This is a genomic window from Rubrivirga aquatilis (genome assembly GCF_046845665.1).
GTDB lineage: Bacteria > Bacteroidota > Rhodothermia > Rhodothermales > Rubricoccaceae > Rubrivirga.
On the sequence record NZ_CP177355.1, the window covers coordinates 782,192 to 805,146 of the forward strand.

Below are 22,955 nucleotides of genomic sequence, written 5' to 3' on the forward strand. Positions count from 1 at the left end.
GCGCCCCGGCCGCGCTCTCCCTTCCCTTCCCCCCGCTCATGTCCCGCTTCGCTACGCTCGCCCTCGCCCTGCTCCTCACAGGCCCGGCGCTGGCCCAGGTCCCGACCGTCACGGTCTCCGCCGACATCACGTCCAACACGACGTGGTTGGCCAGCCAGGTCTACCTCCTTGACGGCCTCATCTATGTCCGCCCGGGCGCCACGCTCACCATCCAGGCCGGCACCATCGTCAAGGGCGCCGAGGTGCCGAGCACCGCCACCGGCGACCTCGCCTCCGGCCTCGTCGTCATGGTCGACGGCACCATCGAAGCGGACGGCCGCGCCGACGCCCCCATCATCCTGACCGCCGAGGCCGACGACGTCTCGGACCCGACGGACCTCGGGCCCGACGACCGCTCGCTGTGGGGCGGCCTCATCGTCCTGGGCCGCGCGACCACCAACTCGACGCCCGGCATCAACAACGTCGAGGGCATCCCGGCCTCCGACGACACGCGCTTCGGCTGCGACGGCACGACGGTCGTGTGCGACGACGACGACGACTCGGGCACGCTCCGCTACGTCTCCGTCCGCCACGGCGGCTTCGGCTTCGAGCAGGACTCCGAGATCAACGGCATGACCTTCGGGGCCGTCGGCCGCGGCACCACCATCGAATACGTCGAGGTCTACGCCAACTCGGACGACGCCTTCGAGTTCTTCGGCGGCACGGCCCAGGCGACGTACCTCGTTGGCGCCTTCAACGGCGACGACACCTTCGACACCGATCGCGGCTTCCGGGGCAAGTTCCAGTTCGGCCTCTCGATCAACAACCCTGGCAACGACGCCGGCCGCTGCCTGGAGAACGACGGCGGCGTCTCCAGCCTCGGCGGCGAGGACGCGACCCCGTACTCGCGCCCGATCTACTCGAACATCACCTGCATCGGGGCCGGTATCGGCGCCGACGGCAACCAGCTCGGCGAGGACAGCAACTCGGCCGCCCTCCAGCTCCGCGACAACACGGGCGGCGCCATCTACAACTCGATCTTCACCGACTACCCGGGCTCGGCCCTCAACATCGAGGCGCTCTCCTCGGGCGAGGACACCGAGAACCGGTTCGGCCAGAACGCCGAGGGCGACGACCTCGTCATCCGCAACAACCTCTTCTTCGGCTTCGGCGCCGGCGCCTCCGCCGCCGACCTCGTCGACAACGACTCCGACAACTCGGCCGCGCGTCAATCGGAGATCGAGACGCTCTTCGGCAGCGCCAACACGTTCGCCGACCCGCAGATCGCGTCCATCGGCCGCGCCTCCGGGAGCAACTTCGACCCGCGCCCCCTCACGGCCGGCCCCGCGGCCTCCGGCGCCCAGTTCGCCGCCAACGCCCTCGCCGGGGACGGCTTCTTTACCCCCGTCGCCTACCTCGGCGCCTTCGAGCCGACCACGTCGGCCACCGACAACTCGAACCCGACGTGGCTCGGCGGCTGGACCGCGCTGAGCCAGACGGGCGTCCTCTCGGGCCAGGCCACCCCGGCCGAGCGCGGCCCCGCCGGCGACCGGATCGGCCTCGACGCCTTCCCGAACCCGGTCCGTGGCGCCGGCACCGCCCGGTTCGCGCTCGACCGCGCCCAGACCGTCCGCCTCGCGCTCTACGACGCGCTCGGCCGCCAGGTCGCCGTCGTCGCCGAGGGCGCCTTCGCCGCCGGCGAGGCGACGGCCGCCCTGCCGACCGCCGGGCTCGCCCCGGGCGCCTACGTCCTCCGCCTCGACGGCGAGACGGTCGCCGTCACGCGTACCGTCAGCGTTGTCCGGTAGTCCCACCGGCGTTGAGGCCACGAATCTCGGTCGCGGCGCCCGTCACGGCCCGCGTCTGAGCTAGAGCGCCGGACCCCTGTGGGAGGGGTCCGGCGCTCGCTTTGTTGGAGCGTCGACGTCGACGCTCTGCCTCGCTACGGCGCCGCCGTCTCGGTGCCGCTCGCCTCGACGTGCGCTCGGTACGCCGCGAGGTCTCGCGCCGCGTCCTCGTCGCCGAGCGCCGCCGCCCGCTCCAGCCACAGCGCCGCTTGCGCATCGTCCTGGGCGACGCCCTGCCCATCGCGGTACGCCGCCGCCATCGCGCTCGTGGCCCCAGGGTGACCGTCGGCCGCCAGCCGCCGCAACGTCGGGATCGCTCCGGCCGGGTCGCCCGTCATGGGGTGCTCGTAGAACGCCAATCGGAATTGAGCATCGGGGTCGCCCGCCGCCGCGTCCGCTCGGAGCCGCTCGATCCCCGGCATCGAGTCCGGGTCGAACTCGCCGGGCTTGTGCGTGTACGTCTCCGTGAAGTCGTGGCATCCGGAGGCGAGAAGGAAGGCGGCGAGCAGGGCGAGGCGCATGCGAGAGTCGGAGGTCTCCCCTCGGTATCGGTCGTTCCCGTGCAGGTGTAAGGCGACCTGCTGGCGTCGTCCGTCAGGTGTCCCCGCTCGGACCGGATCCTGCCACGGCCCTCGGCGAGCGAGAGACGAACCGGTCCGGGGCCCGCGAACCCCCTTCTTCGGCATAAGTACTTGTCGTACCGTGCTTTCTCACGGCGCCTCGTTCACGATGGACTCTCCTTCTGCTCGGGCACCCGCGACGGGGCGAGGCGCGCCCCGTCGCCGTCGGACGCCTGGCTGGCTCCTGGGAGCCCTCAGCCTGGCCGTCGGGCTGGGGGCGTGCGAGAGCACCGTCGTGGGGCCGGAAGATGCGGCGGGGCCGCCAGGGGCCACTGCGCAGTTCTCCGCGGACATCCAGCCGCTCTTCGCCCGTCGGTGTGGCGGCGGGTGCCACGTTGGCGGGACGACCAGCGGGGTCGACCTGTCGACGTACGCGAGCGTGCGGGCCAGCATCGGCGTTCAGTACGGAGAGCGGGTGGTCCGCCCGGGCGACGCCGCGGGGAGCCCGCTCGTCGACAAGATCGAGGCGGCCCCCCGGTTCGGGTCCCGGATGCCCCAGGGGAGCCCCCTCTCTGCGGCCGAGATCGGGCAGGTGCGCGCCTGGATCGATGCCGGCGCGCTCGATGACTAGCTATCCCATGCGAGCCCTCGCCCTCTTCTCCCTCGCACTGGTGGTCGGCCCCGCCGCCGCTCAGACCTTCGCCGCCGACCGGGGGACAGTCACGTTCACGTCTCGCGTGCCGCTCCACTCGTTCACCGGCACCTCGGGCCACCTCACGGGCGAGATCGACACGGCGACGCGAGCGGTCGACTTCTACGTGGACCTCGAGACGCTCGAGACGGGCATCGGCCGGCGCGACCGGGACATGCGGGAGACGCTCGAGACCGATCGCTTCCCGTTCGCCGAGTTCACCGGCCGCCTCATGACTCCCCTCGACCTCGGACGGCGAGGGGCCCAGTCCGCCCGGGTCGAGGGCACGTTTACCCTCCACGGGGTGGCCCGGCCGATGGTGGCGGTGGGCACCATCGAGCGGACCGACCGCGGCCTCCGCGTCCGGGCCGAGTGGGAGGTCCGGTTGGACGACCACCGCATCACCCCACCCCGTCTCCTGATGATCAAGGTGGACCCCGTCCAGGCCGTCGCCATCGACGTGCTCCTCCGCCCCCGATGACTCGTCTCGTCGCCCTCGCCCTGGCCGCCGCGTTGGCGGTGCCCGCCGCAGGCCAGCCCGCCCGCGTGCGGGTGGCCGCGGACCGACCGGCCGAGGTGTTCTGGGCACCGAGCGTGATCACGACCCCGTCGGTGACGATGCTGCCGGCGCGCAACCTCAACGTCACCATCTTTCACGCCTTCGCGCCCGTCTCGCAGGGGGCCGGCGGCCTGTTCGGGCTCGACGGACCGGCCAACATCCGGTTCGGGCTCGATGCCGGCCTGACCGACTGGCTGACGGTGGGCGTCGGGCGGACGCGGTTCGACAAGCTGATCGATGCCCGGGTCAAGGGGGCCGTGCTGCGCCAGACCGAGCGCGGGACGGTCCCGGTGTCGGTGGTCTTCGCCGGCAACGCCGCCCTCGCCACCGAGCCCGACGGGCGCGACCTGGTGGCCGGGCTGAGCTACGCGGGGTCCGTGCTCGTCGCCCGGCGGTTTGGCGACGCCCTCAGCATCCAGGTGGCCCCGACGGTGGCCCACTTCAATACCGTGTACGAGCAGGTCGTCGACGGGACCGTCGAGACACCCGAGAACACGCTCGTGGCCGTCGCACTGGGCGCGCAGCTCCGTCTGAGCCGAGGGAGCGCGCTCTTGGCTGAGTACGTCCCGGTGCTGAGTGCCCGCTCCGACGGGACCACCAACGCGCTGGGCGTGGGCGTGGCCCTCGACACCGGCGGCCACGTCTTCCAGCTCTTCGTCACGGCCTCCCCCTGGGCCACCACGCAGCACACGATCGGCCAGACTGTCGACCGCGCGCTCGACGGGGATGTCCGGCTGGGCTTCACCGTGAACCGCGTCTTCGGGCGATGACCACTCCGTCGGGGTGTGCAGACCACGTACTCCCTTCCTCCCCCACTGCCATGCGACGCCTCCTCGCTCTTCTCGCCGCCCTCGCCCTCGGCCTTCCGGCCGTGGCCCAGACCTCGTTCACGGTGACCGTCGGTCCGAAGACGGCAGCACACCCCTACGTCGGGCAAGGGCACGCCGAGGGGTTCGCCATCGGCGGGGTCCAGGGCGCGGCCCTGACGCTCGTTCGGGGACAGACCTACACCTTCCAGATGGACGGGACGCCTTCGTCCCATCCGTTCTACATCAGCACGAGCCCGGCGGGCGGCGGCGACGGCGCGTGGGCGGACGGCGTGACCGGCAACTTCGCCTCGGGCACCAGCACGCTGACGTTCACGGTGCCGACGAGCGCTCCGGACGAGCTCTGGTACCAGTGCGGCGTCCACGACCGGATGGGCTGGCGGATCGCCATCGTCTCCGCTACGGCCGTCGACGACGGCGTGGTCGGCTTCGCCCTCGATCTCGCCGCGGCCAACCCCGGCCGGTCGCCCGTGAGCCTCCGCCTCACCGTCGCCAAGACGGCCTCGGCGACGCTGGAGGTGTTCGCCGCCGACGGGCGTCGCGTGGCCGTCCTCCACGACGGCCCGCTCACCGGGGGGCTCGAGCACCCGTTCGCGCTAGACGCCGCCGCCCTCGCGGCCGGGGTCTACATCGTCCGCGCCTCGTCGGGGGCGTGGGTGGCCGAGCGCCGCGTGACGGTCCTCCGGTAGACGGCCCGCGATGGACGAGCCGAAGCCGGGGGCGACGTGGGGCCCGAGGCAGGCCGTACCCGCCTCGCGCACCGGTACCTTTCCGTCTCGCCTCCCGACGCCTCCGAGATGACGCCCCAGCCGCAGCCCCACGACCCCGAGGTCACCCCCGACCTCGCCCGCGAGCACGGCCTCACCGACGATGAGTACGCCGTTATCCAAAAGGTCCTGGGCCGCACGCCGACCTATACCGAACTCGGCGTCTACTCGGTCATGTGGTCCGAGCACTGCTCGTACAAAAACTCCATCGCGCTCCTGAAGACGCTGCCCCGCGACGGCGACAAGCTGCTCGCGGCGGCTGGCGACGAGAACGCCGGCTTGGTCGACATCGGGGGGGGGCTCGCGTGCGCCTTCAAGATCGAGAGCCACAACCACCCGAGCGCCGTTGAGCCCGTGCAAGGCGCGGCGACCGGCGTCGGCGGTATCCAGCGGGACATCTTTACGATGGGCGCCCGACCCATCGCCAGCCTCAACAGCTTGCGGTTCGGCTCCCTCAGCAACCCTCGCGTCCGCTTCCTGTTCGACGGCGTCGTGCGCGGCATCGGCGGCTACGGCAACTCCTTCGGCGTCCCGACGGTCGGCGGCGAGGTCGTCTTCGACCCGGCCTACGAGGGCAACCCGCTCGTCAACGCCATGTCGGTCGGCATCGTCAAGGTCGGCGAGACGGTGAGCGCGACCGCCCAAGGCATCGGCAACCCCGTCTATATCGTCGGCTCGGCGACCGGCCGCGACGGCATCCACGGAGCGACGTTCGCCTCGGTCGAGATCTCCGAGGACTCCGAGGCCAACCGCCCCAACGTCCAGGTCGGCGACCCGTTCACGGAGAAGCTGCTCTTGGAGGCCACACTCGAAGCCATTAAAACCGGCGCCGTCGTCGGGATGCAGGACATGGGCGCGGCCGGCATCTCGTGTTCGTCGTCGGAGATGAGCGAGAAGGGCGGCGTCGGCATGGACATCCAGCTCGACAAGACGCCCCAGCGCGAGACGGGCATGACGCCCTACGAACTGCTCTTGAGCGAAAGCCAGGAGCGGATGTTGGTCGTCGTCGAGAAGGGGCGCGAGCATGAGATCGAGGCCGTCTTCGACAAGTGGGACCTGCACGCCGTTCAGATCGGCGTCGTCACCGACACCGAGCACGTCCGCGTGTACTGGCACGGCGACCTGGTGATGAACATCCCCGCCGAGTCGCTCGTCCTCGGCGGCGGCGCGCCCGTCTACTACCGCGAGACCTCCCGCCCGACGTACCTCGACGACACCCTCGGCGCCGACCTCGACGCCATCCCGGACCTGACTGCCGACACGGCTGGCGAGTCGCTCGTTGCGTTGATGGGTGCGCCCAACATCGCGAGCAAGCGCTGGGTGTTCGAGCAGTACGACACCGAGGTCCGCACCAACACCGTCGCCGGGCCGGGCCCGACCGACGCTGCCGTCGTCCGCCTCAAGGGCACGGCGACGCGGTCGCCCGAGCCGATCCCGGCCCGGCCTGCTGGTGTCAAGGGGCCCGTCTCGCCCGGCACCAGCGAGCGCGGGCTCGCGATGTCCACCGACTGCAACGGCCGCTACGTCTACCTCAACCCCCGGCGCGGCGCCCAGATCGCCGTCGCCGAGGCCGCCCGCAACGTGGTCTGCGCCGGCGGCGAGCCGCTCGGGGTGACCAATTGCCTCAACTTCGGCAACCCCTACAAGCCCGAGGTCTACTGGCAGTTCACCGAGGCCGTCGGCGGGATGGGCGACGCCTGCCGCGCGCTCGGCACGCCCGTCACCGGCGGGAACGTCAGCTTCTACAACGAGAACCCCGACGGCGCCATCTTCCCGACCCCGACGATCGGCATGGTGGGGCTCGTCGAGGACGTCGACCGCGACACCACGACCGTCGCCTTCCGCGCTCCCGGCGACGCCATCTTGCTCGTTTCGCCCGCCGGCTGGTGGCACACCGGTGGCATCGAGGCCAGCGAGTACCTCCACACGCGGCACGACCGGACCGCCGGCGACGCCCCGCACCTCGACCTCGACGAGGAGAAGACGGTCCACGCAACGGTCCTCGCGGCCATCCGCGCTGGCTTGGCCAAGAGCGCCCACGACTGCGCCGACGGCGGGCTGGCCGTCGCGCTCGCCGAGAGCTGCCTGCACGGCGGGTTCGGCGCCTCGATCTCCCTCCCGGCCACCGACGCCCGCTTGGACGCCGTCCTGTTCGGCGAGGCCCAGAGCCGCGTCGTCCTCAGCGTCGCCTATGAACGGATCGCCGAGGTCGAGGCGCTCGCCGCCCAGCACGGCGCCCGTACAACGGTGATCGGCACGGTCGGGCTCGAGAAGCTGGCGATCGCCGTCGGCGGCACGACCGTGATCGACAAGGCCGTCGCCGACCTGAAGCGTCCCTACGACTCGGCCATCCCCGACGCCATGGGCGAGCCCGTCGCCGCCGCGTGACGCCTAGGCTGGCGCGACCGGGGCCGGCCGCACCCCTCAGACCCTCCGTCCGCGCGGCACACTGAGGTGGGGCTGGCGAGCGCAACTGGCGCGAGCCCTGGACTGGCGCCAGCTACCGCGCCACCGCCAGCCCCGCTGTCGCCTCCATGGGTGCAGGCAGCACGGCCTCGCCGCGCGGCAGCACGACGGTCACCGCCGTGCCCGCCCGCCAGCGGCTCTCGACCGTGATCGATCCGCCCATCAGTTGCACGAGTCGGTGCGAGATCGCCAGCCCGAACCCACGGCCCTCCGCGAAGCCGTCGAAGATCGCCGGCAGCTGGTCCTCGGGAATCCCAATGCCAGTGTCGATGACGCGCAGCGCGACAGCCGTCGCATCCGCGTCGACCTCGATGGTGACCCCGCCGGCCTCGGTGAACCGGACCGCGTTGCCGACGACGTGTGCTAGGATGCGGCCCAACGCGTCCGTGTCGAGCGTGGCGCCGACGGTGGCCTCCGCCGCCGACACATCGAGCGCGATGCCCTTGGCGGCGGCCTGCGCGCGGACTTTCTCGGTGGCCGTCTCGACGGCCGCGATCACGTCGATCGGGGCAGGGCGGAGGGTTTCGGCGCGCGCGTCGAGCGTGGCGAGGTCGAGGACGGAGTCGAGCGTCGCCAGCAGGCGCTGGCCGCCGGCCTCGATGGCCTCGACGAGCCCGCGCTGGGGCTCTGCGACCTCGTCACGCAGGATCTCGGTGAACCCGACGACCGACGTGAGCGGCGTCCGGATCTCATGACTCATGCTGGCCAGGAACTGGCTGCGGACGCGGGCGGCCTCCTCGGCGTGGTCGCGAGCCTCGATGAGCTGGCGCTCGTCGGCGCGCCGCGCCGTCACGTCGCGGCCGACGGAGACCACGCGGCGCCGGCCACCGGCTTCGACGACGCGCGAGAGCACGTCCAGTACGACGGGCGCGGTGCCGGGCCCGGCGATGCGTAGGTCGGACTGCGCGGTGCCGGCCTCGGCAAGCGCCGCGAGGTGTGCCCGGGCGGCGGCGCGGTCGGCCACGTCCACGCTGTCGAGCAGCGCAAGCCCGGCCCCCTCGGCGACGCCGAGAGCGACGCGGCCGGCACGGTTGGCCTCCATCTCGGTCCCGTCCAGCGCGTGGACGAGGATCACGTCCGGGGCGCCCTCCACCAAGGCCCGGCGCTCGGCTTCGGCCGCCGCGATCGGGGCCTGGGCGGCGCGTTCGCGGCGACGCACGGCGATCGCGACGGCCGCCGCGACGCCGACGCCGACGGCGAGTCCCAGGGCAGCAGCGACGAGAAGGGAGAAGATCATGGGACGGCCTAAGCGGGCAGGCCGAGGGTGGCGGTTTCCGCGGCCCCGTCGCCAGCCCCGTCGCCGACGAACGCGGCGTCGACGTGGGGCGCCTCCGGGCCCGAGGGGCTCTCCATCGGCAGCGCCACCTCGAACAGGGTCCCCTCGCCCTTCTTGCTCCACACCCGGATCTCGCCGCCCATCAGGTCGACGATCCGCTTGGTGATGGCCAGGCCGAGGCCGGTCCCCTCGAAGTCGCGGCGGTGGCCGTCCGACTCCTGCTTGAACGCCTCGTAGAGCTCCGGCAGGAACGCGTCGGCGATCCCGACGCCCGTGTCCTGCACGCGGATGGCGAAGAACGTCGGCGCGGCGTGCAGAGACACCCGGACCTCGCCCTTCTCGGTGAACTTGATCGCGTTGCCGACGAGGTTCGTGATGACCCGGCCCAGCGCCGAGGCCGAGTGGACGGCGGGCACCGACGTCGACGACGACTGCAAGTGCAGGCCCAGCCCCTTCCGCTGCGCCAGCGGCGCCAGCAGCCCGACCGACTCGCGCACCACGACGGCCGCGTCGATGGACTCCGGCAGGACCGAGGCGCGCTCGGCGTCGAGGCGGGCAAAGTCTAGGATGTCGTTGAGCGTGTCGAGCAGGCGCTGGCCGCCGCCGTGGATGGTGTCGGCGTACTCGTAGAGGTCCTCCGGAACCTCCTCGCGCAGGATGTCGGCGAAGCCCAGGATGGCTGTCAGCGGCGTCCGGATCTCGTGGCTCATGTTGGCCAGGATGGAGCTCTTGAGGCGGGCGGCCTCCTCGGCCTGCTCGCGGGCCTCCTCGGCGGCCGAGATGGCCGTCAGCAGCCCGTGCTCGTAGTTGCGCCGCTCGGTCACGTTGCGGGCGACGGCCACGAACGTGCTCCGGTCGCGGAGCTGGCGCGTCGCGATCTCGTAGGGGACCGCCGTGCCGTCGCCGTCGAGCAACTCCAGCGTGCCCGAGGCGGCGCCCCTGGCCTCGGCCTCGGCGAGGTGCAGCGCCGACTCCTGCTCGTCGGCCGCCAGCTCCGAGAGCCGCACCGGCCGCCCGTCGGCCCGGTCGCCGTTGACGTCGATCCCAAAGGCCTTCTGGGCCGCGCGGTTCGCCTCGACGATCTCGCCGCCTCGGTTGACGTCCAGCACCACCACGGGGTCGGCGGCGGCGTCGAAGAGGTGGCCGTAGCGGACCTCCGAGGCCCGCAGCGCCTCGCTTCGGCGCCGGACTTGCCGCCGCAGCGCGACGGCCCACAGCAGGGCCACCAGCAACAACACGACGGCCCCGATCACACTGTAGCGGTATTCCGTCGGCGACAGTCCGGACTTGCGCACATCCGCCTGAACGAGCGGGTACACGACGTAGCCGCCGGTGAAGGGGGCCTCGGGATCGCTCTGGGACGCCACGCCCGTCACGCGGACGTAGTCCCCGATTCGGAGGGCATCGAACACGACCGGCTCAGGCCGAGCGGTGTATGAGAAGACCTGGATGAGGTCGGTGCCACTCAGGATCACGAGTGCCTGTCCGCTGGGCGAGTCGGCGATCTCGAGGACCCGGCCCTCGACCTCGACGACCTCTCCCTCGTGGCCTTCAATGTCGGGCCCGCGCCGGCCGCGCTCGCGCTCAACGGCGTTGAGCCGGATCGGGGACACGTCGCCCTCGGTTCCCGTGACCGTCCGGATGCTGGGGGCCACCATCTCGGCCATGCCGGCCCGGAACCCGAGCGTCCCCGACACCATCACGCTGTCGCCCGAGAGCACGCGCGCCGCGTCGGGTGGCAAGAACAGGCGGAGCCCACCCGTCCCGTCCTGGACGTAGATCTCGGCGATGTCGGAGCGGAGCACGCCGGTCCCGACGGTCACGCGGCCGGCCACCAGCGCCGGGGCGCCGAGCTGATCGGGCACGAGGTCCCCATCGCGGTCGGCGAGGAGCGTGCTGATCGCGTCGATGGAGCGGGTCCAGTCAGGGGCCGGAGGGGCGTCCTGGGCGGCGGCGGCGGGCGCCAGCAGGCCGAGGCCGATCAGCGCGGCGAGCCGGAAAGAGGAGGGGATGGTCACGGCGGACGGGGGATCCCGGTCGGTATCGTCGGGCGGCGTGCGCGCCTATAGCCCCGCGCCAGAGCCGTTCGGGAGGCCTCCTGCGGCGCGCCGACGAGCGGTAGGTTTGGAGATGTAAGACCACTGTGCCCGGGCCCGTCTCTAGGGCCGAACGAACCCGGTCCACCCCGGGCCGTACATCCCGCCCAACCCCCCAACCCGACTATGTCCACCTACGTCACCGGCACCGATGCCACCTTCGACGAGCTCATCGCCACCGACCAGCCCGTCCTCGTCGACTTCTGGGCCACGTGGTGCGGTCCCTGCCGCACGATCGCCCCGACCATCGAGGAGCTCGCGGCCGAGTACGACGGGAAGGCCACCATCATCAAGCTCGACGTCGACAACAACCCGCAGACGGCGATGAAGTACGGGATCCGCTCGATCCCCTCGCTCCTCTTCTTCAAGGGCGGCCGGCCCGTCGACCAGATGGTCGGCGTCGTCCCCAAGAAGGTGCTCGCGGAGAAGCTCGACACGCTGGCCGCGCAGGCCGCGTAGCGAGGAGCAGAAGACGGGAGGGGAGGAGGACGGGTCGCCGCGCACCGCTGTGCTCTCCGACGCGCCTCCTCTCCTCTTTTCCTTTCCCCCCGTCTCTTCCTCTCTTGCCATGACCCCGCTCCCCCCCGGCCTCGACTGGGACGCCGCCGCCCGCCACGCCGTCATCATCGTCGGCACCGGCCCGGCCGGCCTGACGGCCGCGCTCTACGCCGCTCGCGCCAACCTCGCGCCGCTCGTGGTGCAAGGCCCCGAGCCCGGCGGCCAGCTCACCACGACGACCGACGTCGAGAACTTCCCCGGCTACCCGGACGGCGTGATGGGCCCGGACATGATGGAGGACCTCCAAAAGCAGGCGACGCGCTTTGGCGCCGAGCTCCAGTGGGGGACCGTCACCCACGTCGACCTGTCGGCCTCGCCGCACAAGCTCGTCGTCGATGAGACGACGCCGCTGCTGGCGGACGCCGTGATCGTGTCGACGGGCGCCAGCGCCAAGTACCTCGGGCTCGAGAACGAGAAGCGGCTGCTCGGGCGCGGCGTCTCCGCCTGCGCGACGTGCGACGGCGCGTTCTTCCGCAACGAGGAGATCGCCATCGTCGGCGGCGGGGACACGGCCATGGAGGAGGCGCTCTTCCTGACGCGGTTCGCAAGTACGGTCCACCTCCTCCACCGCCGCGACAGCCTGCGCGCCAGCCAGATCATGCAGGACCGCGTGCTGAGCAATCCCAAGGTCCGCGTCCACTGGAACACCGTCGTGACGGACGTCAAGGGCGAGAACGCGGTCGAGGCCCTCGCGCTGGAGGACACCGTCACCGGCGAGACGCGAGAGCTGCCCGTCACGGGCTTTTTCGTGGCCATCGGCCACAAGCCCAACACGGACCTTTTTCAGGGCTGGCTCGACATGGACGACGCCGGCTACGTCCAGACGCACCCCGACTCGACGTACACCGACGTGCCGGGCGTCTTCGTCAGCGGCGACGCGCAAGACCACGTCTACCGCCAAGCCGTGACCGCCGCCGGCACGGGCTGCATGGCCGCCATCGATGCCGAGCGCTGGCTGGCCGAGCGCGACGTGATCGACGGGCCGCGCACGGAGACCGAGTACCACGCCTCGCCTGCCGAGTCGTCGGAGACCGGCGAGACGGTCGGCGCGTAGCTCGCGATGAACTCGCTCCGGCCTTGGCGATGGTGGGCCGTGCTCTCGATGCTGGGCGAGGCCGAGCGGCCTGCGTTGGAGCAGACGCTCGGCCTTGACGTGCGCGCCAACTAGGGCCTGTCACGTTCATCCGGGTCTGGGCTACGCGAGGCCGCTGACGCGCCCTGCCGCGTTGTCCGCCTTGCAGACCCCGCCAGCGGCTCTCGCTCGCCAGCAGACCGACGTACGTGACAGGCCTGTGGCGAGCCGCGCACGAGGCGCCACCGTTCTGTGAGCGCGTGACGGGCTACCCCGGCAGCTCCAGCCCGTCCGCCAGCGCGACGAATCGGTCGTGCAGGTCGGCGCGCACCGTGCGGAGCGCCGCCAACCGGTCGGCGTGGCGCCACCGGGCCACGCGGACGCGGACGGCCCGCCACGCGCCCACGGCGACCTCGCCGTAGACGAGCGCCGCGCCTCCGCCGGCCGCCGCCAGCGCTGCGCCCACCAGGCCCGCCGCGACCGGCACCAGCCCCGGTGCCACGGCCTCGAGCCCGGCCACCTCCAGCGCGACCATCACCCCGAACACGGTCCACGCGAGGGGGAAGAGCACCACGCCCCCAAAGATCTTGACCGTCGCCGCCTCGGATCCCGCCTTGGCGACGAGTGCCGAGAGCCCTTTCAATGCCCAGTACGGCGGCAGGTTGACGGCGTAGCCGATGATCAGCAGGGGGGGAGCAGCAACGTCACCGCGACGGCCTGGAGCACGGCCCCGGTCACCAGCACGAACGACCCGAAGCGGGGTGGCCGGTCGAGGTCGGCGTCGGCCAGGTCTAGGAGTTCGAGTTGACGGTGGTAGCCCCGGATGTCGCGGCGGAGCGCCTCGATCTCGGCAGGGTGCGTCTGCGTGCGGACCTGGTAGCCGTGCCAGATCTGGGCGTAGCCCAATGCGCGGACGGTCATCGAGTCGGTGGGCCGTTCGCCTCTGCGCGCGGCGGCCTCGGCGGCGATCAGTGCCCGCGCCCGGTGCATCAGCGCGTGAAGCGCCCAAGTCTCCGTGGGCCGGACGGCCTCGACGAGGGCGCGCTCGATCCGGGTCGTCAGCGCGTCTGCGTCGCCGTCGACCGGCAGCGGCGGGTGGAACGTGACGAGCGCGCGCGTGCGGAACGTGCCCTTGTCCTCGTAGTGGAGGCCGACGGGGACGACGACCGGAGGCAGGGCGCCAGCGGGCGTCTGCTCGCGTGCTTGGAGCGCCAGCCGGGCTGCCCCGGCGCGGATCGGGGCCAGGCTGGGGTCGTCGTGGCTGGTGCCCTCCGGGAAGAGCGCCGCGAACGACCCGCCCGCGACGGCGTCGGCGAGCGCGCCTAAGCTCGCGCGGTTCGCCGCGCGCCGCTCCTCCGGCGACAGCGCCTCCTGGTCCACCGAGCGATAGATCGGGACCGTCCCCAGCGCCTGCATCATCGACCCCACGATGGGCCACCGGAGCAGCCCCTCGCGCGCCCCAAACACGACGTGGCGGGGAAAGGCCGCCAGGATCAGCGCCGGGTCGATGAGCCCGTTCGGGTGCCACGCCACCAGCACCCCGCCCCGGTCCTCCGGCACGTGCTCGCGGCCCTCGACGTCCACGCGGCGGAAGAAGGCGCGGGTGGTGGCACGGACGAGCCCGCGCAAGGCACGGTAGCGGAAGGGGAGCGGCACGGGCGGTGCGGGGGGATGCGCAAGGATAGTCCGGCGCGCTCACCCCACACGCGAGCCGCTTGCAGTCGTTCGGCCAGCCCGGCACCCTTGGGCGCCAGCGCGGCCATGTCTACAACGAGACGGCCGAGTGCGCATGCCCGCATCTACCGCATAGCCATGCCCGAACCCGCTTCGCGACGTTGCCCCAGTCTGTGAGGAGTCGCGTCGGGTGTCAAGGCGTGTCGAAGAGTCCACAGGCAGCCTCCTCTATGGACGACTCGCTTCGCTGTCCGGCGGTGACGTCAACCGCCAACGGGTGTCCGCTCCCCTCGCACACGACCTAGCCTCATCGTTTGGAAGCCTCGCAAGCGGCCGAGTACGTCCGAGCGTCCCCTATTTGAGTCCGCGCAGAAGCGGAGAGGCCGCTAGTCGTGGGGCGCTCGTAGCAGGAGAGCAGGGCAAGGCTCACGCCACCTGAGATCCTGAACGAGGCGTGGGAGGGGCGCTGCGAGATCTGCTGCGGGCAACGCGCTACGGTCCTCGACGATGGCGGCAGGTCCGCCTACGGACGACTGCAGTCTTTATAGAAGCCCGATGTGGCGGGCCGCCTCGCCGAGCGCGCGGCGCTGGGTGTCGGAGAGTTGGCGCGGGACCGTCACTTGGACCTCCACGAACAGGTCGCCCCGTCGCGTGGCCGTCTCGACGCCCTGGCCCCGCAAGCGGAGCCGCTCGCCAGGCTGCGTGCCGGGCGGGATCTGGACCTTCATCGTCTGCCCGTAGGCGTTCGTGATGGACCGCGCCGTGCCCAGAATGGCTTCGAGCGCGGAGACGGCCTCGACGACGTGGAGGTTGTCGCCCTCGCGCCGAAACCGGCCGGCGGGGTCGACCCGGAAGGTGACGTAGAGGTCGCCGCGCCCGTCCGGGCCCGCCTTGCCCCGGCCCTTGACGCGCACCTTGAGACCGGACCGGACGCCCTTGGGCACGGTCAGCCGGACCGTCTCGCCGCCGGCCAACCGCACCTCTGTCTTGCCGCCTCGCAGCGCCTGGTCGAATGTCAGCTTGACACGTGCCTCGACATCGGCCCCAACACCAGCGGTCGGGGGGGTGTCGCCGAAGAACAGCGACACCAGCGGATCGTAGCGGTCCCCGAAGGGCGCACCGTGCGTGTGGGACTCGAAGGCGTCGCCGAAGCCCCCCCATCCGAGGCGAGTGTGGTCGTAAGCCTCGCGCTGGTTGGCGTCCGAAAGGGTCTCGTAGGCCCTCTGGAGCGACTTGAACCGCTCCATCGCCTCGGGGTCACCGGGGTGATGGTCGGGGTGCGTGGCCCGAGCGCGTGTACGGAAGGCCCGCTTGATCGCCTCGGGGGAGGCGGTCTCCGGGACCCCGAGCAGTTCGTAGTAGTCGGTAACTTCGGCCATGGTGAGCGGCCCACAGTGTCGGCGTGGAATGAAGAGACGCGCGACACGTGGTCAGGGATTCTCCGTACTCATAGACCGTGCCATCCCCCGAAACCCGACCCGATGACACGTCCGATCCGCAAACTGCTCGTTGCCAACCGAGGCGAAATCGCCGTCCGCGTGATGCGGACGTGCCGCGACCTTGGCGTCGCCACCGTCGCCGTCTACTCCGACGCCGACGCCGATGCGCTGCACGTCCGGCTGGCGGATGAGGCGGTCGGCATCGGCCCCGCCGCGTCGTCGCAGTCGTACCTCGTGGGGGAGAGGGTGCTGGCCGCCGCTCAGGCGACGGGCGCCGACGCCATCCATCCGGGCTATGGGTTCCTCTCAGAGAACGCCGAGTTCGCGGCGGCTGTCGTCGAGGCCGGGCTGATCTGGGTCGGCCCGCCGCCCGCCGCCATCCGCTCGATGGGCGACAAGACGGAGGCCCGCAAGCTGATGGCCGAGGCCGACGTGCCCATGGCCCCGGGCACGCCGGACGCCATCGACGACCCTGCCGAGGCGGAGCGCGTGGCGGGCGGCATCGGGTACCCGGTGCTGGTGAAGGCGGCGGCCGGCGGCGGCGGCAAAGGGATGCGCGTGGTCGAGCGCGCGGCCGACTTCGCGGGCGCCTTCGAGCGGGCCCGGAGCGAGGCGCAGAGCGCCTTTGGCGACGGGCGCGTCTACATCGAAAAGTACCTCGTGGGCCCCCGTCACGTCGAAATTCAGGTGCTGGCGGACGCCCACGGGGCGGTCGTTCACCTGTTCGAACGCGAGTGCTCGATCCAGCGGCGGCACCAGAAGGTGATCGAGGAGGCGCCCTCTGCGGTGCTCACCCCGGAAACGCGCGCGGCGATGGGCGAGGCCGCCGTGCAGGCGGCGCGGGCGTGCGACTACGTCGGCGCCGGGACCGTCGAGTTCCTGCTCGACTCGGATGGCGCGTTCTACTTCCTTGAGATGAACACGCGACTGCAGGTGGAGCACCCGGTGACGGAGCTTATTACGGGTGTCGACTTGGTCGCGGAGCAGTTGCGGATCGCCGAGGGCGAGCCGCTGGGCTACGGTCAGGCCGACCTCCAGATCTGGGGCCACGCCGTCGAGTGCCGCGTTTACGCCGAGGACGTGCCGGCGGGCTTCCTGCCCGCGCCGGGTCCGCTCCTCCGACACCGGCCGCCGTCCGGACCCGGCGTCCGCGTGGATACAGGCGTCGAGGAGGGCGACGAGGTGCCCGTCCACTACGACCCGATGGTGGCCAAGCTCTGCACCTGGGGCCGCACCCGCGACGAGGCCATCCGCCGCATGGACCGGGCGCTCGGTGAATACGACGTGGCAGGGATCCGGACGACCATCCCGTTCTGCCGGTTCGTCATGCGCCACCCTGCCTTTCAGTCGGGGCACTTCGACACGGGCTTCGTCGGCGAGCACTTCGAGCCGTCCGCCCTGGCGCCCCCCCCCCACGCGGAGCGGCTGGCGCTCGTCGCCGCCGGGCTCGCCCGCTTGGACGCGGCCCCGACGGCCGGGAACGGCGCGGCGCCGCCAGCGGTCGACGGAAGCCGATGGGCCCGGCGCCGGCACCCCGCCGGCTGATCGCCCCCGCACCCCGCCCTCATGTCTCTGACCACGACCCAACTCGACGAAGTCCGCCAGCGGTTCCTGGGCTTCCTCAAGGAGCGCGGCCAGCGCCGGACCCCCGAGCGCCTCGCCGTGCTCGACGCGCTCTACGCGACACCGGACCACATCGACGCCGACACCTTGTTCGCGCGTCTCCAGGCCGACGATGTGAGCGTGAGCCGGGCGACGGTCTACAACACGCTCGACCTGCTCATCGAGTGCGACCTCGCGGTGCGGCACCAGTTCGGCAAGCAGCAGGCCAAGTTTGAGCGTGCCTACGCATACTGGCAGCACGACCACCTGATCTGCCTCGACTGTGGTGAGATCTTGGAGTTCTGCGACCCGCGCCTACAGGAGATTCAGGAGACGGTCGCCGGCATTTATGGCTTCGAGGTCGCCCGGCACGCGCTGACCGTCTACGGCCACTGCCGCCGCGACGCGTGCCCGAACCAATCCGTTGAGCAGGCGGCGTAGGTCGTGGAGTCCGACTCCGCGTCTGCGGACAGTGCTGGAGATGGAGCGTGGTAGGGCGCCCGTTGGGGCGAGGAGCGGGCGGACAGGATGCGCGCGCCAACACGGCGAGGCGGGCCGGAGCGGGACGGGCGGCGTTACCCTAAGGCCGTCGCCACCCTCCCACCCATGACCGTCACTGTCGTCGACGCCTTTGCCGACCGCCCGTTCGCGGGCAACCCAGCCGCCGTCGTCGTGCTCGATGCGCCCGCGCCCGCCGCTTGGATGCGGGACTTGGCGGTCGAGATGAACCTGTCCGAAACCGCCTTCCTTACGCCGGGCGCCGACGGTGCGTACGGCCTCCGCTGGCTGACGCCCGAGGTCGAAGTCAACCTGTGTGGGCACGCGACGCTCGCGAGCGCCCACGTCCTGTTTGAGTCCGGCCGGCTGGTACCCGACGCCGAGGCACGGTTCGACACCAGGAGCGGACGGCTGACGGTACGCGCGGTTGGCGAGGGGCGCTATGTGATGGACTTTCCCGCGACGCCGCCCGAAGCGGGCCCGCTCGCCGGGATCGCCGACGCGCTCGGTGCCACGCCGGTCTGGACCGGCCGCACACGGTTCGACGCGTTCGTCGTGCTCGACTCGGAGGCCGCCGTCCGCGACCTCGCCCCTGATATCGATGCGATGCTCGAGCTCGGCGTCCGGGGCGTGATCGTTACGGCGCAAGCCGATGAGGGAGCGGAGTACGCCGTGGTCTCGCGATTTTTTGCGCCCGGCTCGGGCATCGCCGAGGACCCGGTGACGGGCTCCGCGCACTGCGCCCTCGGCCCGTACTGGGCCGACCTGCTGGGGACCGACACGCTGGCGTGTGTCCAGGTCTCGAGCCGGGGTGGGGCGGTCGGCGTCCGTGTAGAGGGCGATCGGGTGGAGCTGACGGGCCAGGCGTTGACCGTGTACCGCGCTGAGTTGGCGCCCGCCGCCGAGCCTCATGCCTAAGACCACGCTGATGACGCCCGAGCGCGTCCGCCGGACCGTGACGCGGCTGGCCTACGAGGTGATCGAGCGGAACCGGGGCGCCGAGGGGCTACTCGTGTTCGGGCTCAAGACACGCGGCGCGGCGCTGGCGGGGCGGCTCGCGGACGCACTCGAGGAGGCCTCCGGCCAGTCCGTCGAGAGGCACGCGCTGAGCATCTCTGGCTTCCGCGACGACCGCGACGGAGCCATCGCCCCGCCAAACCCCGACGCACCCGACGCCGAGGGCCGCGACGTGCTGCTCGTCGACGACGTGCTCTTCACCGGCCGCACGGCGCGGGCAGCGCTGGACGCCGTCTTGCAGTACGGCCGCCCCCGCACGATCCGGCTGGCGGTGCTGGTGGATCGGGGCCACCGCGAGGTGCCCGTCCACCCTGATTTCGTGGGACGCGTGGTGCCGACGAAGCACGCCGAACGCGTCGTGGTCGATCCAGACGTGCCAGCGGTGTATCTGGAAGAGTGAGGGGGCGGAGCGAGGGCATCGTGCCCGCTTCCCCTCGCTCCGCTGGTCCCAGCCGGTAACATTCCAGACGGAGGGGAGACCACGCCAGGCCGACGAGGGCCGCTGAGCTTGCCCACGTCGAGGCCGTCCACACGGGTCCCCTATACAAGAGGTGCGCGGCTTGCGGAGTGCCGCCTCCGCTAGCCGTCGCTGCCTGTGTAGATGCGGATCTCCTGGCCCGGGTTGAGCTGTCCGCCCGGCCTCGGCTCCTGACGGCGGACCCGCCCGCTGTCGGCCCGGGGCGAGTCGACCCAGAGCTCGGCGTCGCGGATCGCGGCCCGTGCCTCCGGCACGTCCATCCCCACCAGGTCCGGCACCGTCACCTCGCGGCGGGTGTCGATGCCCGGGCTGATCCATAGCGTCACCCGGGTCCCGACAGGCACACGGCTCTGGGCCTCAGGCGACTGCCGGGTGACCGTGTTCTCGTACGGTGTCCGCACCGAGTCCGTCTCGACGCGCTCGACGACGAGGCCTCGGTCGCCGATGTCCTCGCGAGCCTTTCCTTCCGAAAGGGACACGACAGAGGGAACGACCGCCAGCTGCTTGGGGCTCTCGTTGACGTAGTAGTAGATGCGACGTCCCGGCTTCACCATCGTCCCTGCGGCCGGGCTCTGGTCCACCACCACGTCAGCCGCTACGTTGGGGTTGAACGGCTGGAGCTGCTCCTCCCAGTCGAGCCCCGCCAGCAGGAGGGTGTTCTGGGCATCGCCCGGCGCCAACTCGCGAACGTCGGGGACAGTGACGGCCGCGTCGTGCCGAGTCCAGATCGGCATCACGGCTAGGTTGAACAGGAGAGCGAAAGCGACGAGGCCAGCGACGATCGCGCCGAGGCCAAGCCAGAAGGCGCGGTCGGTCAGCGTCGCGCGGAGACCCTTCGAGTCGGGGCGTGCCATGTGGTACAGGGAGTTAAGCCGCACGGCGATCGCGCGGGCCGAAAGATAGCCGGGCAGCGACCCCGTTCAGCCTCACGCCCGCCTCACGTCGTCTCCTTCGCGTGTGCATGGACACCCCTGGGATCGGCCTGTATCATGGGCATCCGCAGCAGGGACGGCGTCGTTCGCGACTCACTCCGCTGCCTCGTTCTATACCGGATGATGGACCGCGATCGACTGCTGATGCGCACCGCAACGAAGGGTTTGTGAACCCGACCGAGCGACTTGCTTCAGGCCCGATCGCACCCGTACCATGGGCTCCCCTCGAAACGGGGGCTGGGGCTTCGCACTCGCCGACTCGTTCGGCGCTCGGATCGCAAGAGAAGAGAAAACGAAGCGCTTGACGCCCGGCTACGGAGTCCGTAGTTTGGCAGGACGCCTCGGAAGCAAAGCTGGTTCGCCAGCGCCGCATCCATCGGCACCGTTCCTTGAGAGATTGGAAGCATAGCGAGCCCTCGTCGGCCGCTCGATCACTGGCCTTGCCAGCGGTCAGCGGGCAGACGAGACAAGTCAAAACAGGACCTCTTCGGAGGTCCGCACAAAAGCTCAACAGCAGGCGATGTCCGAGAGGATATCGCAACTCGATCTCTCGTGTCAGTCTTCGGACTGATCGAAAGATCACTCGATCCCTGATATGGTCTTCGGACCAAGCAGGAGATCAGATTCTTCTACTACGGAGAGTTTGATCCTGGCTCAGGACGAACGCTGGCGGCGGGCTTAACACATGCAAGTCGAACGAGAAAGGGACCTTCGGGTCCTGAGTAAAGTGGCGCACGGGTGAGTAACGCGTAGGCAATCTGCCCTCAGGCGGGGAATAACCACGGGAAACCGTGGCTAATACCACATAACGTCGGATGTCCGCATGGACGACCGATCAAAGGCTTCGGCCACCTGGGGATGAGCCTGCGTCGGATTAGCTAGTTGGTGAGGTAACGGCCCACCAAGGCGACGATCCGTAGCGGGTCTGAGAGGATGATCCGCCACACTGGCACTGAGACACGGGCCAGACTCCTACGGGAGGCAGCAGTGAGGAATATTGCGCAATGGAGGAAACTCTGACGCAGCCACGCCGCGTGCAGGAAGACACCCCTCAGGGGCGTAAACTGCTTTTATACGGGAAGAACACCTCCTTCTGGGAGGTCTGACGGTACCGTACGAATAAGGACCGGCTAACTCCGTGCCAGCAGCCGCGGTAATACGGAGGGTCCAAGCGTTGTCCGGAATCACTGGGTGTAAAGGGTGCGCAGGCGGGCGTGTAAGTCAGGGGTGAAAGCCACCGGCCTAACCGGTGAACTGCCCTTGATACTGCACGTCTTGAGTCCCGGAGAGGCTATCGGAATTCGTGGTGTAGCGGTGAAATGCGTAAATATCACGAGGAACACCTAATGCGTAGGCAGATAGCTGGACGGGTACTGACGCTCAGGCACGAAAGCGTGGGGAGCAAACAGGATTAGATACCCTGGTAGTCCACGCCGTAAACGATGGATGCTCGATGTTGCACCGCTTCAGGTGCAGTGTCCAAGCTAACGCGTTAAGCATCCCACCTGGGGAGTACGATCGCAAGGTTGAAACTCAAAGGAATTGACGGGGGCCCGCACAAGCGGTGGAGCATGTGGATTAATTCGATGCAACGCGAAGAACCTTACCCAGGCTCGAACGCTACCGGACAGGCCCTGAAAGGGGCCCTTCTTCGGACTGGTAGCGAGGTGCTGCATGGCTGTCGTCAGTTCGTGTCGTGAGATGTTGGGTTAAGTCCCGCAACGAACGCAACCCCTATCGTTAGTTACCAGCGGGTTAAGCCGGGGACTCTAACGAGACTGCCTGCGCAAGCAGTGAGGAAGGTGGGGACGACGTCAAGTCATCATGGCCCTTACGCCTGGGGCTTCACACGTGCTACAATGGCCGGTACAATGGGCAGCCACTCCGCGAGGAGGAGCGAATCCACAAAGCCGGTCTCAGTTCGGATCGGAGTCTGCAACTCGACTCCGTGAAGCTGGAATCGCTAGTAATCGCGTATCAGCAATGACGCGGTGAATACGTTCCCGGGCCTTGTACACACCGCCCGTCAAGCCATGGAAGTTGAGGGCGCCCGAAGTCCGTGACCCAACCTTAGGGAGGGAGCGGCCGAAGGTGAACTCAGTGACTGGGGCTAAGTCGTAACAAGGTAGCCGTACCGGAAGGTGCGGCTGGATTACCTCTCAATAGAGCTCGACAGCTCCTCTAGCCGCAGCCTCGCGCTGGCGGTCGACATGGGCTCGCTATGCTTCTCTCTCTCAATCCGGTGCCATAGGGCATTCGGCGGCGTTTCACAGTGACGGCTCTCGGGCCTCGCTATGTTCGTCTCCCGGACGGTTCGCCGTCCACGAGGTCTCGGCCTCTGTTCTTTTAGACCGTTGTTGGTCCGCTCCCACCGGAGCGACCGTCCAGCCCACGCCGATGGTGTGACGCGGGACTGTAGCTCAGGTGGTTAGAGCGCACGCCTGATAAGCGTGAGGTCGGAGGTTCAACTCCTCCCAGTCCCACCGCTGGCGATCCGTCGCCAGTCACGCTTATCGGGGCCATAGCTCAGTTGGTAGAGCGCCTGCTTTGCAAGCAGGATGTCGGGGGTTCGATTCCCTCTGGCTCCACTTCCTGACGCCCGACTCCCTCAATGGGG

19 protein-coding genes, 2 tRNA genes and 1 rRNA gene are annotated in these 22,955 nt (G+C 70.3%); 15 read left to right on the forward strand and 7 right to left on the reverse strand.

Going from position 1 to position 22,955, the window contains the following annotated elements:
* The first annotated feature begins 38 nt into the window (after positions 1 to 38).
* The gene (locus tag ACLII4_RS03370) at positions 39 to 1,787 is read left to right on the forward strand and encodes a T9SS type A sorting domain-containing protein (RefSeq protein ID WP_412069487.1); all 1,749 of its coding nucleotides are present in this window, start codon (positions 39 to 41) and stop codon (positions 1,785 to 1,787) included.
* A gap of 134 nt (positions 1,788 to 1,921) precedes the next feature.
* On the opposite strand, the gene ACLII4_RS03375 is transcribed toward ACLII4_RS03370, so the two are convergent.
* The gene (locus ACLII4_RS03375; RefSeq protein WP_412069488.1) at positions 1,922 to 2,347 is read right to left on the reverse strand and encodes a hypothetical protein; all 426 of its coding nucleotides are present in this window, start codon (positions 2,345 to 2,347) and stop codon (positions 1,922 to 1,924) included.
* 208 nt (positions 2,348 to 2,555) lie between these two features.
* Between ACLII4_RS03375 and ACLII4_RS03380 the strand changes: the two genes are divergently transcribed.
* The 5 genes from ACLII4_RS03380 to purL all read left to right on the forward strand — a co-directional run bounded on the left by ACLII4_RS03380 (position 2,556) and on the right by purL (position 7,618).
* A complete protein-coding gene (locus ACLII4_RS03380) occupies positions 2,556 to 3,017 on the forward strand; it encodes a hypothetical protein (protein WP_412069489.1) in 462 nt (153 codons plus the stop codon).
* Complete coding sequence (locus ACLII4_RS03385; RefSeq protein WP_412069490.1) at positions 3,010 to 3,558, forward strand: YceI family protein; 549 nt, start codon at positions 3,010 to 3,012, stop codon at positions 3,556 to 3,558. The genes ACLII4_RS03380 and ACLII4_RS03385 overlap by 8 nt, the downstream gene beginning before the upstream one ends.
* Positions 3,555 to 4,406: a DUF5777 family beta-barrel protein gene (locus ACLII4_RS03390; RefSeq protein ID WP_412069491.1), complete on the forward strand. Its 852-nt coding sequence runs from the start codon at positions 3,555 to 3,557 to the stop codon at positions 4,404 to 4,406. The genes ACLII4_RS03385 and ACLII4_RS03390 overlap by 4 nt, the downstream gene beginning before the upstream one ends.
* Positions 4,407 to 4,456: 50 nt before the next feature.
* Positions 4,457 to 5,152 (forward strand): hypothetical protein, encoded by a 696-nt coding sequence (locus ACLII4_RS03395; RefSeq protein ID WP_412069492.1) that lies wholly within the window; start codon positions 4,457 to 4,459, stop codon positions 5,150 to 5,152.
* Positions 5,153 to 5,260: 108 nt separating this feature from the next.
* On the forward strand, positions 5,261 to 7,618 hold the full coding sequence (gene purL, locus ACLII4_RS03400) for a phosphoribosylformylglycinamidine synthase subunit PurL (protein ID WP_412069493.1): 2,358 nt from the start codon (positions 5,261 to 5,263) through the stop codon (positions 7,616 to 7,618).
* Positions 7,619 to 7,730: 112 nt separating this feature from the next.
* Here the strand turns inward: purL and ACLII4_RS03405 are convergent, their stop codons facing one another.
* Positions 7,731 to 8,933: a sensor histidine kinase gene (locus tag ACLII4_RS03405; protein WP_412069494.1), complete on the reverse strand. Its 1,203-nt coding sequence runs from the start codon at positions 8,931 to 8,933 to the stop codon at positions 7,731 to 7,733.
* An 8-nt stretch (positions 8,934 to 8,941) separates the two neighbouring features.
* The gene (locus ACLII4_RS03410) at positions 8,942 to 10,990 is read right to left on the reverse strand and encodes an ATP-binding protein (RefSeq protein ID WP_412069495.1); all 2,049 of its coding nucleotides are present in this window, start codon (positions 10,988 to 10,990) and stop codon (positions 8,942 to 8,944) included.
* 204 nt (positions 10,991 to 11,194) lie between these two features.
* Here ACLII4_RS03410 and trxA point away from each other — a divergent pair, with 204 nt between their 5' ends.
* Positions 11,195 to 11,527: a thioredoxin gene (trxA, locus tag ACLII4_RS03415; protein WP_412069496.1), complete on the forward strand. Its 333-nt coding sequence runs from the start codon at positions 11,195 to 11,197 to the stop codon at positions 11,525 to 11,527.
* A gap of 109 nt (positions 11,528 to 11,636) precedes the next feature.
* Positions 11,637 to 12,680, forward strand: coding sequence for a thioredoxin-disulfide reductase (gene trxB, locus ACLII4_RS03420; RefSeq protein WP_412069497.1), 1,044 nt, complete (start codon positions 11,637 to 11,639; stop codon positions 12,678 to 12,680).
* A gap of 286 nt (positions 12,681 to 12,966) precedes the next feature.
* Here the strand turns inward: trxB and ACLII4_RS03425 are convergent, their stop codons facing one another.
* The 3 genes from ACLII4_RS03425 to ACLII4_RS03435 form a co-directional block, all read right to left on the reverse strand.
* Positions 12,967 to 13,341 carry a hypothetical protein gene (locus ACLII4_RS03425; protein WP_412069498.1) on the reverse strand — a complete coding sequence of 125 codons (375 nt, stop codon included), beginning with the start codon at positions 13,339 to 13,341 and terminating at the stop codon, positions 12,967 to 12,969.
* Between the two features lie 38 nt (positions 13,342 to 13,379).
* Positions 13,380 to 14,354, reverse strand: coding sequence for a 1-acyl-sn-glycerol-3-phosphate acyltransferase (locus ACLII4_RS03430; RefSeq protein WP_412069499.1), 975 nt, complete (start codon positions 14,352 to 14,354; stop codon positions 13,380 to 13,382).
* A gap of 560 nt (positions 14,355 to 14,914) precedes the next feature.
* Positions 14,915 to 15,751 carry a DnaJ C-terminal domain-containing protein gene (locus ACLII4_RS03435; protein WP_412069500.1) on the reverse strand — a complete coding sequence of 279 codons (837 nt, stop codon included), beginning with the start codon at positions 15,749 to 15,751 and terminating at the stop codon, positions 14,915 to 14,917.
* Between the two features lie 102 nt (positions 15,752 to 15,853).
* On the opposite strand from ACLII4_RS03435, the gene accC reads away from it, so the two are divergent.
* From accC to pyrR, 4 genes are all read left to right on the forward strand, one after another.
* The gene (accC, locus tag ACLII4_RS03440; RefSeq protein ID WP_412069501.1) at positions 15,854 to 17,356 is read left to right on the forward strand and encodes an acetyl-CoA carboxylase biotin carboxylase subunit; all 1,503 of its coding nucleotides are present in this window, start codon (positions 15,854 to 15,856) and stop codon (positions 17,354 to 17,356) included.
* Positions 17,357 to 17,377: 21 nt separating this feature from the next.
* Positions 17,378 to 17,854 (forward strand): Fur family transcriptional regulator, encoded by a 477-nt coding sequence (locus ACLII4_RS03445; protein ID WP_412069502.1) that lies wholly within the window; start codon positions 17,378 to 17,380, stop codon positions 17,852 to 17,854.
* Between the two features lie 165 nt (positions 17,855 to 18,019).
* Positions 18,020 to 18,829 (forward strand): PhzF family phenazine biosynthesis protein, encoded by an 810-nt coding sequence (locus tag ACLII4_RS03450; RefSeq protein ID WP_412069503.1) that lies wholly within the window; start codon positions 18,020 to 18,022, stop codon positions 18,827 to 18,829.
* Positions 18,822 to 19,328: a bifunctional pyr operon transcriptional regulator/uracil phosphoribosyltransferase PyrR gene (gene pyrR, locus ACLII4_RS03455; RefSeq protein ID WP_412069504.1), complete on the forward strand. Its 507-nt coding sequence runs from the start codon at positions 18,822 to 18,824 to the stop codon at positions 19,326 to 19,328. The genes ACLII4_RS03450 and pyrR overlap by 8 nt, the downstream gene beginning before the upstream one ends.
* A gap of 179 nt (positions 19,329 to 19,507) precedes the next feature.
* Here pyrR and ACLII4_RS03460 read toward each other — a convergent pair whose 3' ends face one another.
* Positions 19,508 to 20,284 carry a PASTA domain-containing protein gene (locus ACLII4_RS03460; protein WP_412069505.1) on the reverse strand — a complete coding sequence of 259 codons (777 nt, stop codon included), beginning with the start codon at positions 20,282 to 20,284 and terminating at the stop codon, positions 19,508 to 19,510.
* 685 nt (positions 20,285 to 20,969) lie between these two features.
* Here ACLII4_RS03460 and ACLII4_RS03465 point away from each other — a divergent pair.
* From ACLII4_RS03465 to ACLII4_RS03475, 3 genes are all read left to right on the forward strand, one after another.
* A 16S ribosomal RNA gene (locus ACLII4_RS03465) occupies positions 20,970 to 22,501 on the forward strand.
* A 246-nt stretch (positions 22,502 to 22,747) separates the two neighbouring features.
* Positions 22,748 to 22,821 (forward strand) — tRNA-Ile (locus ACLII4_RS03470).
* A gap of 32 nt (positions 22,822 to 22,853) precedes the next feature.
* Positions 22,854 to 22,926, forward strand: a tRNA-Ala gene (locus ACLII4_RS03475).
* The last annotated feature ends 29 nt before the right edge of the window (positions 22,927 to 22,955 follow it).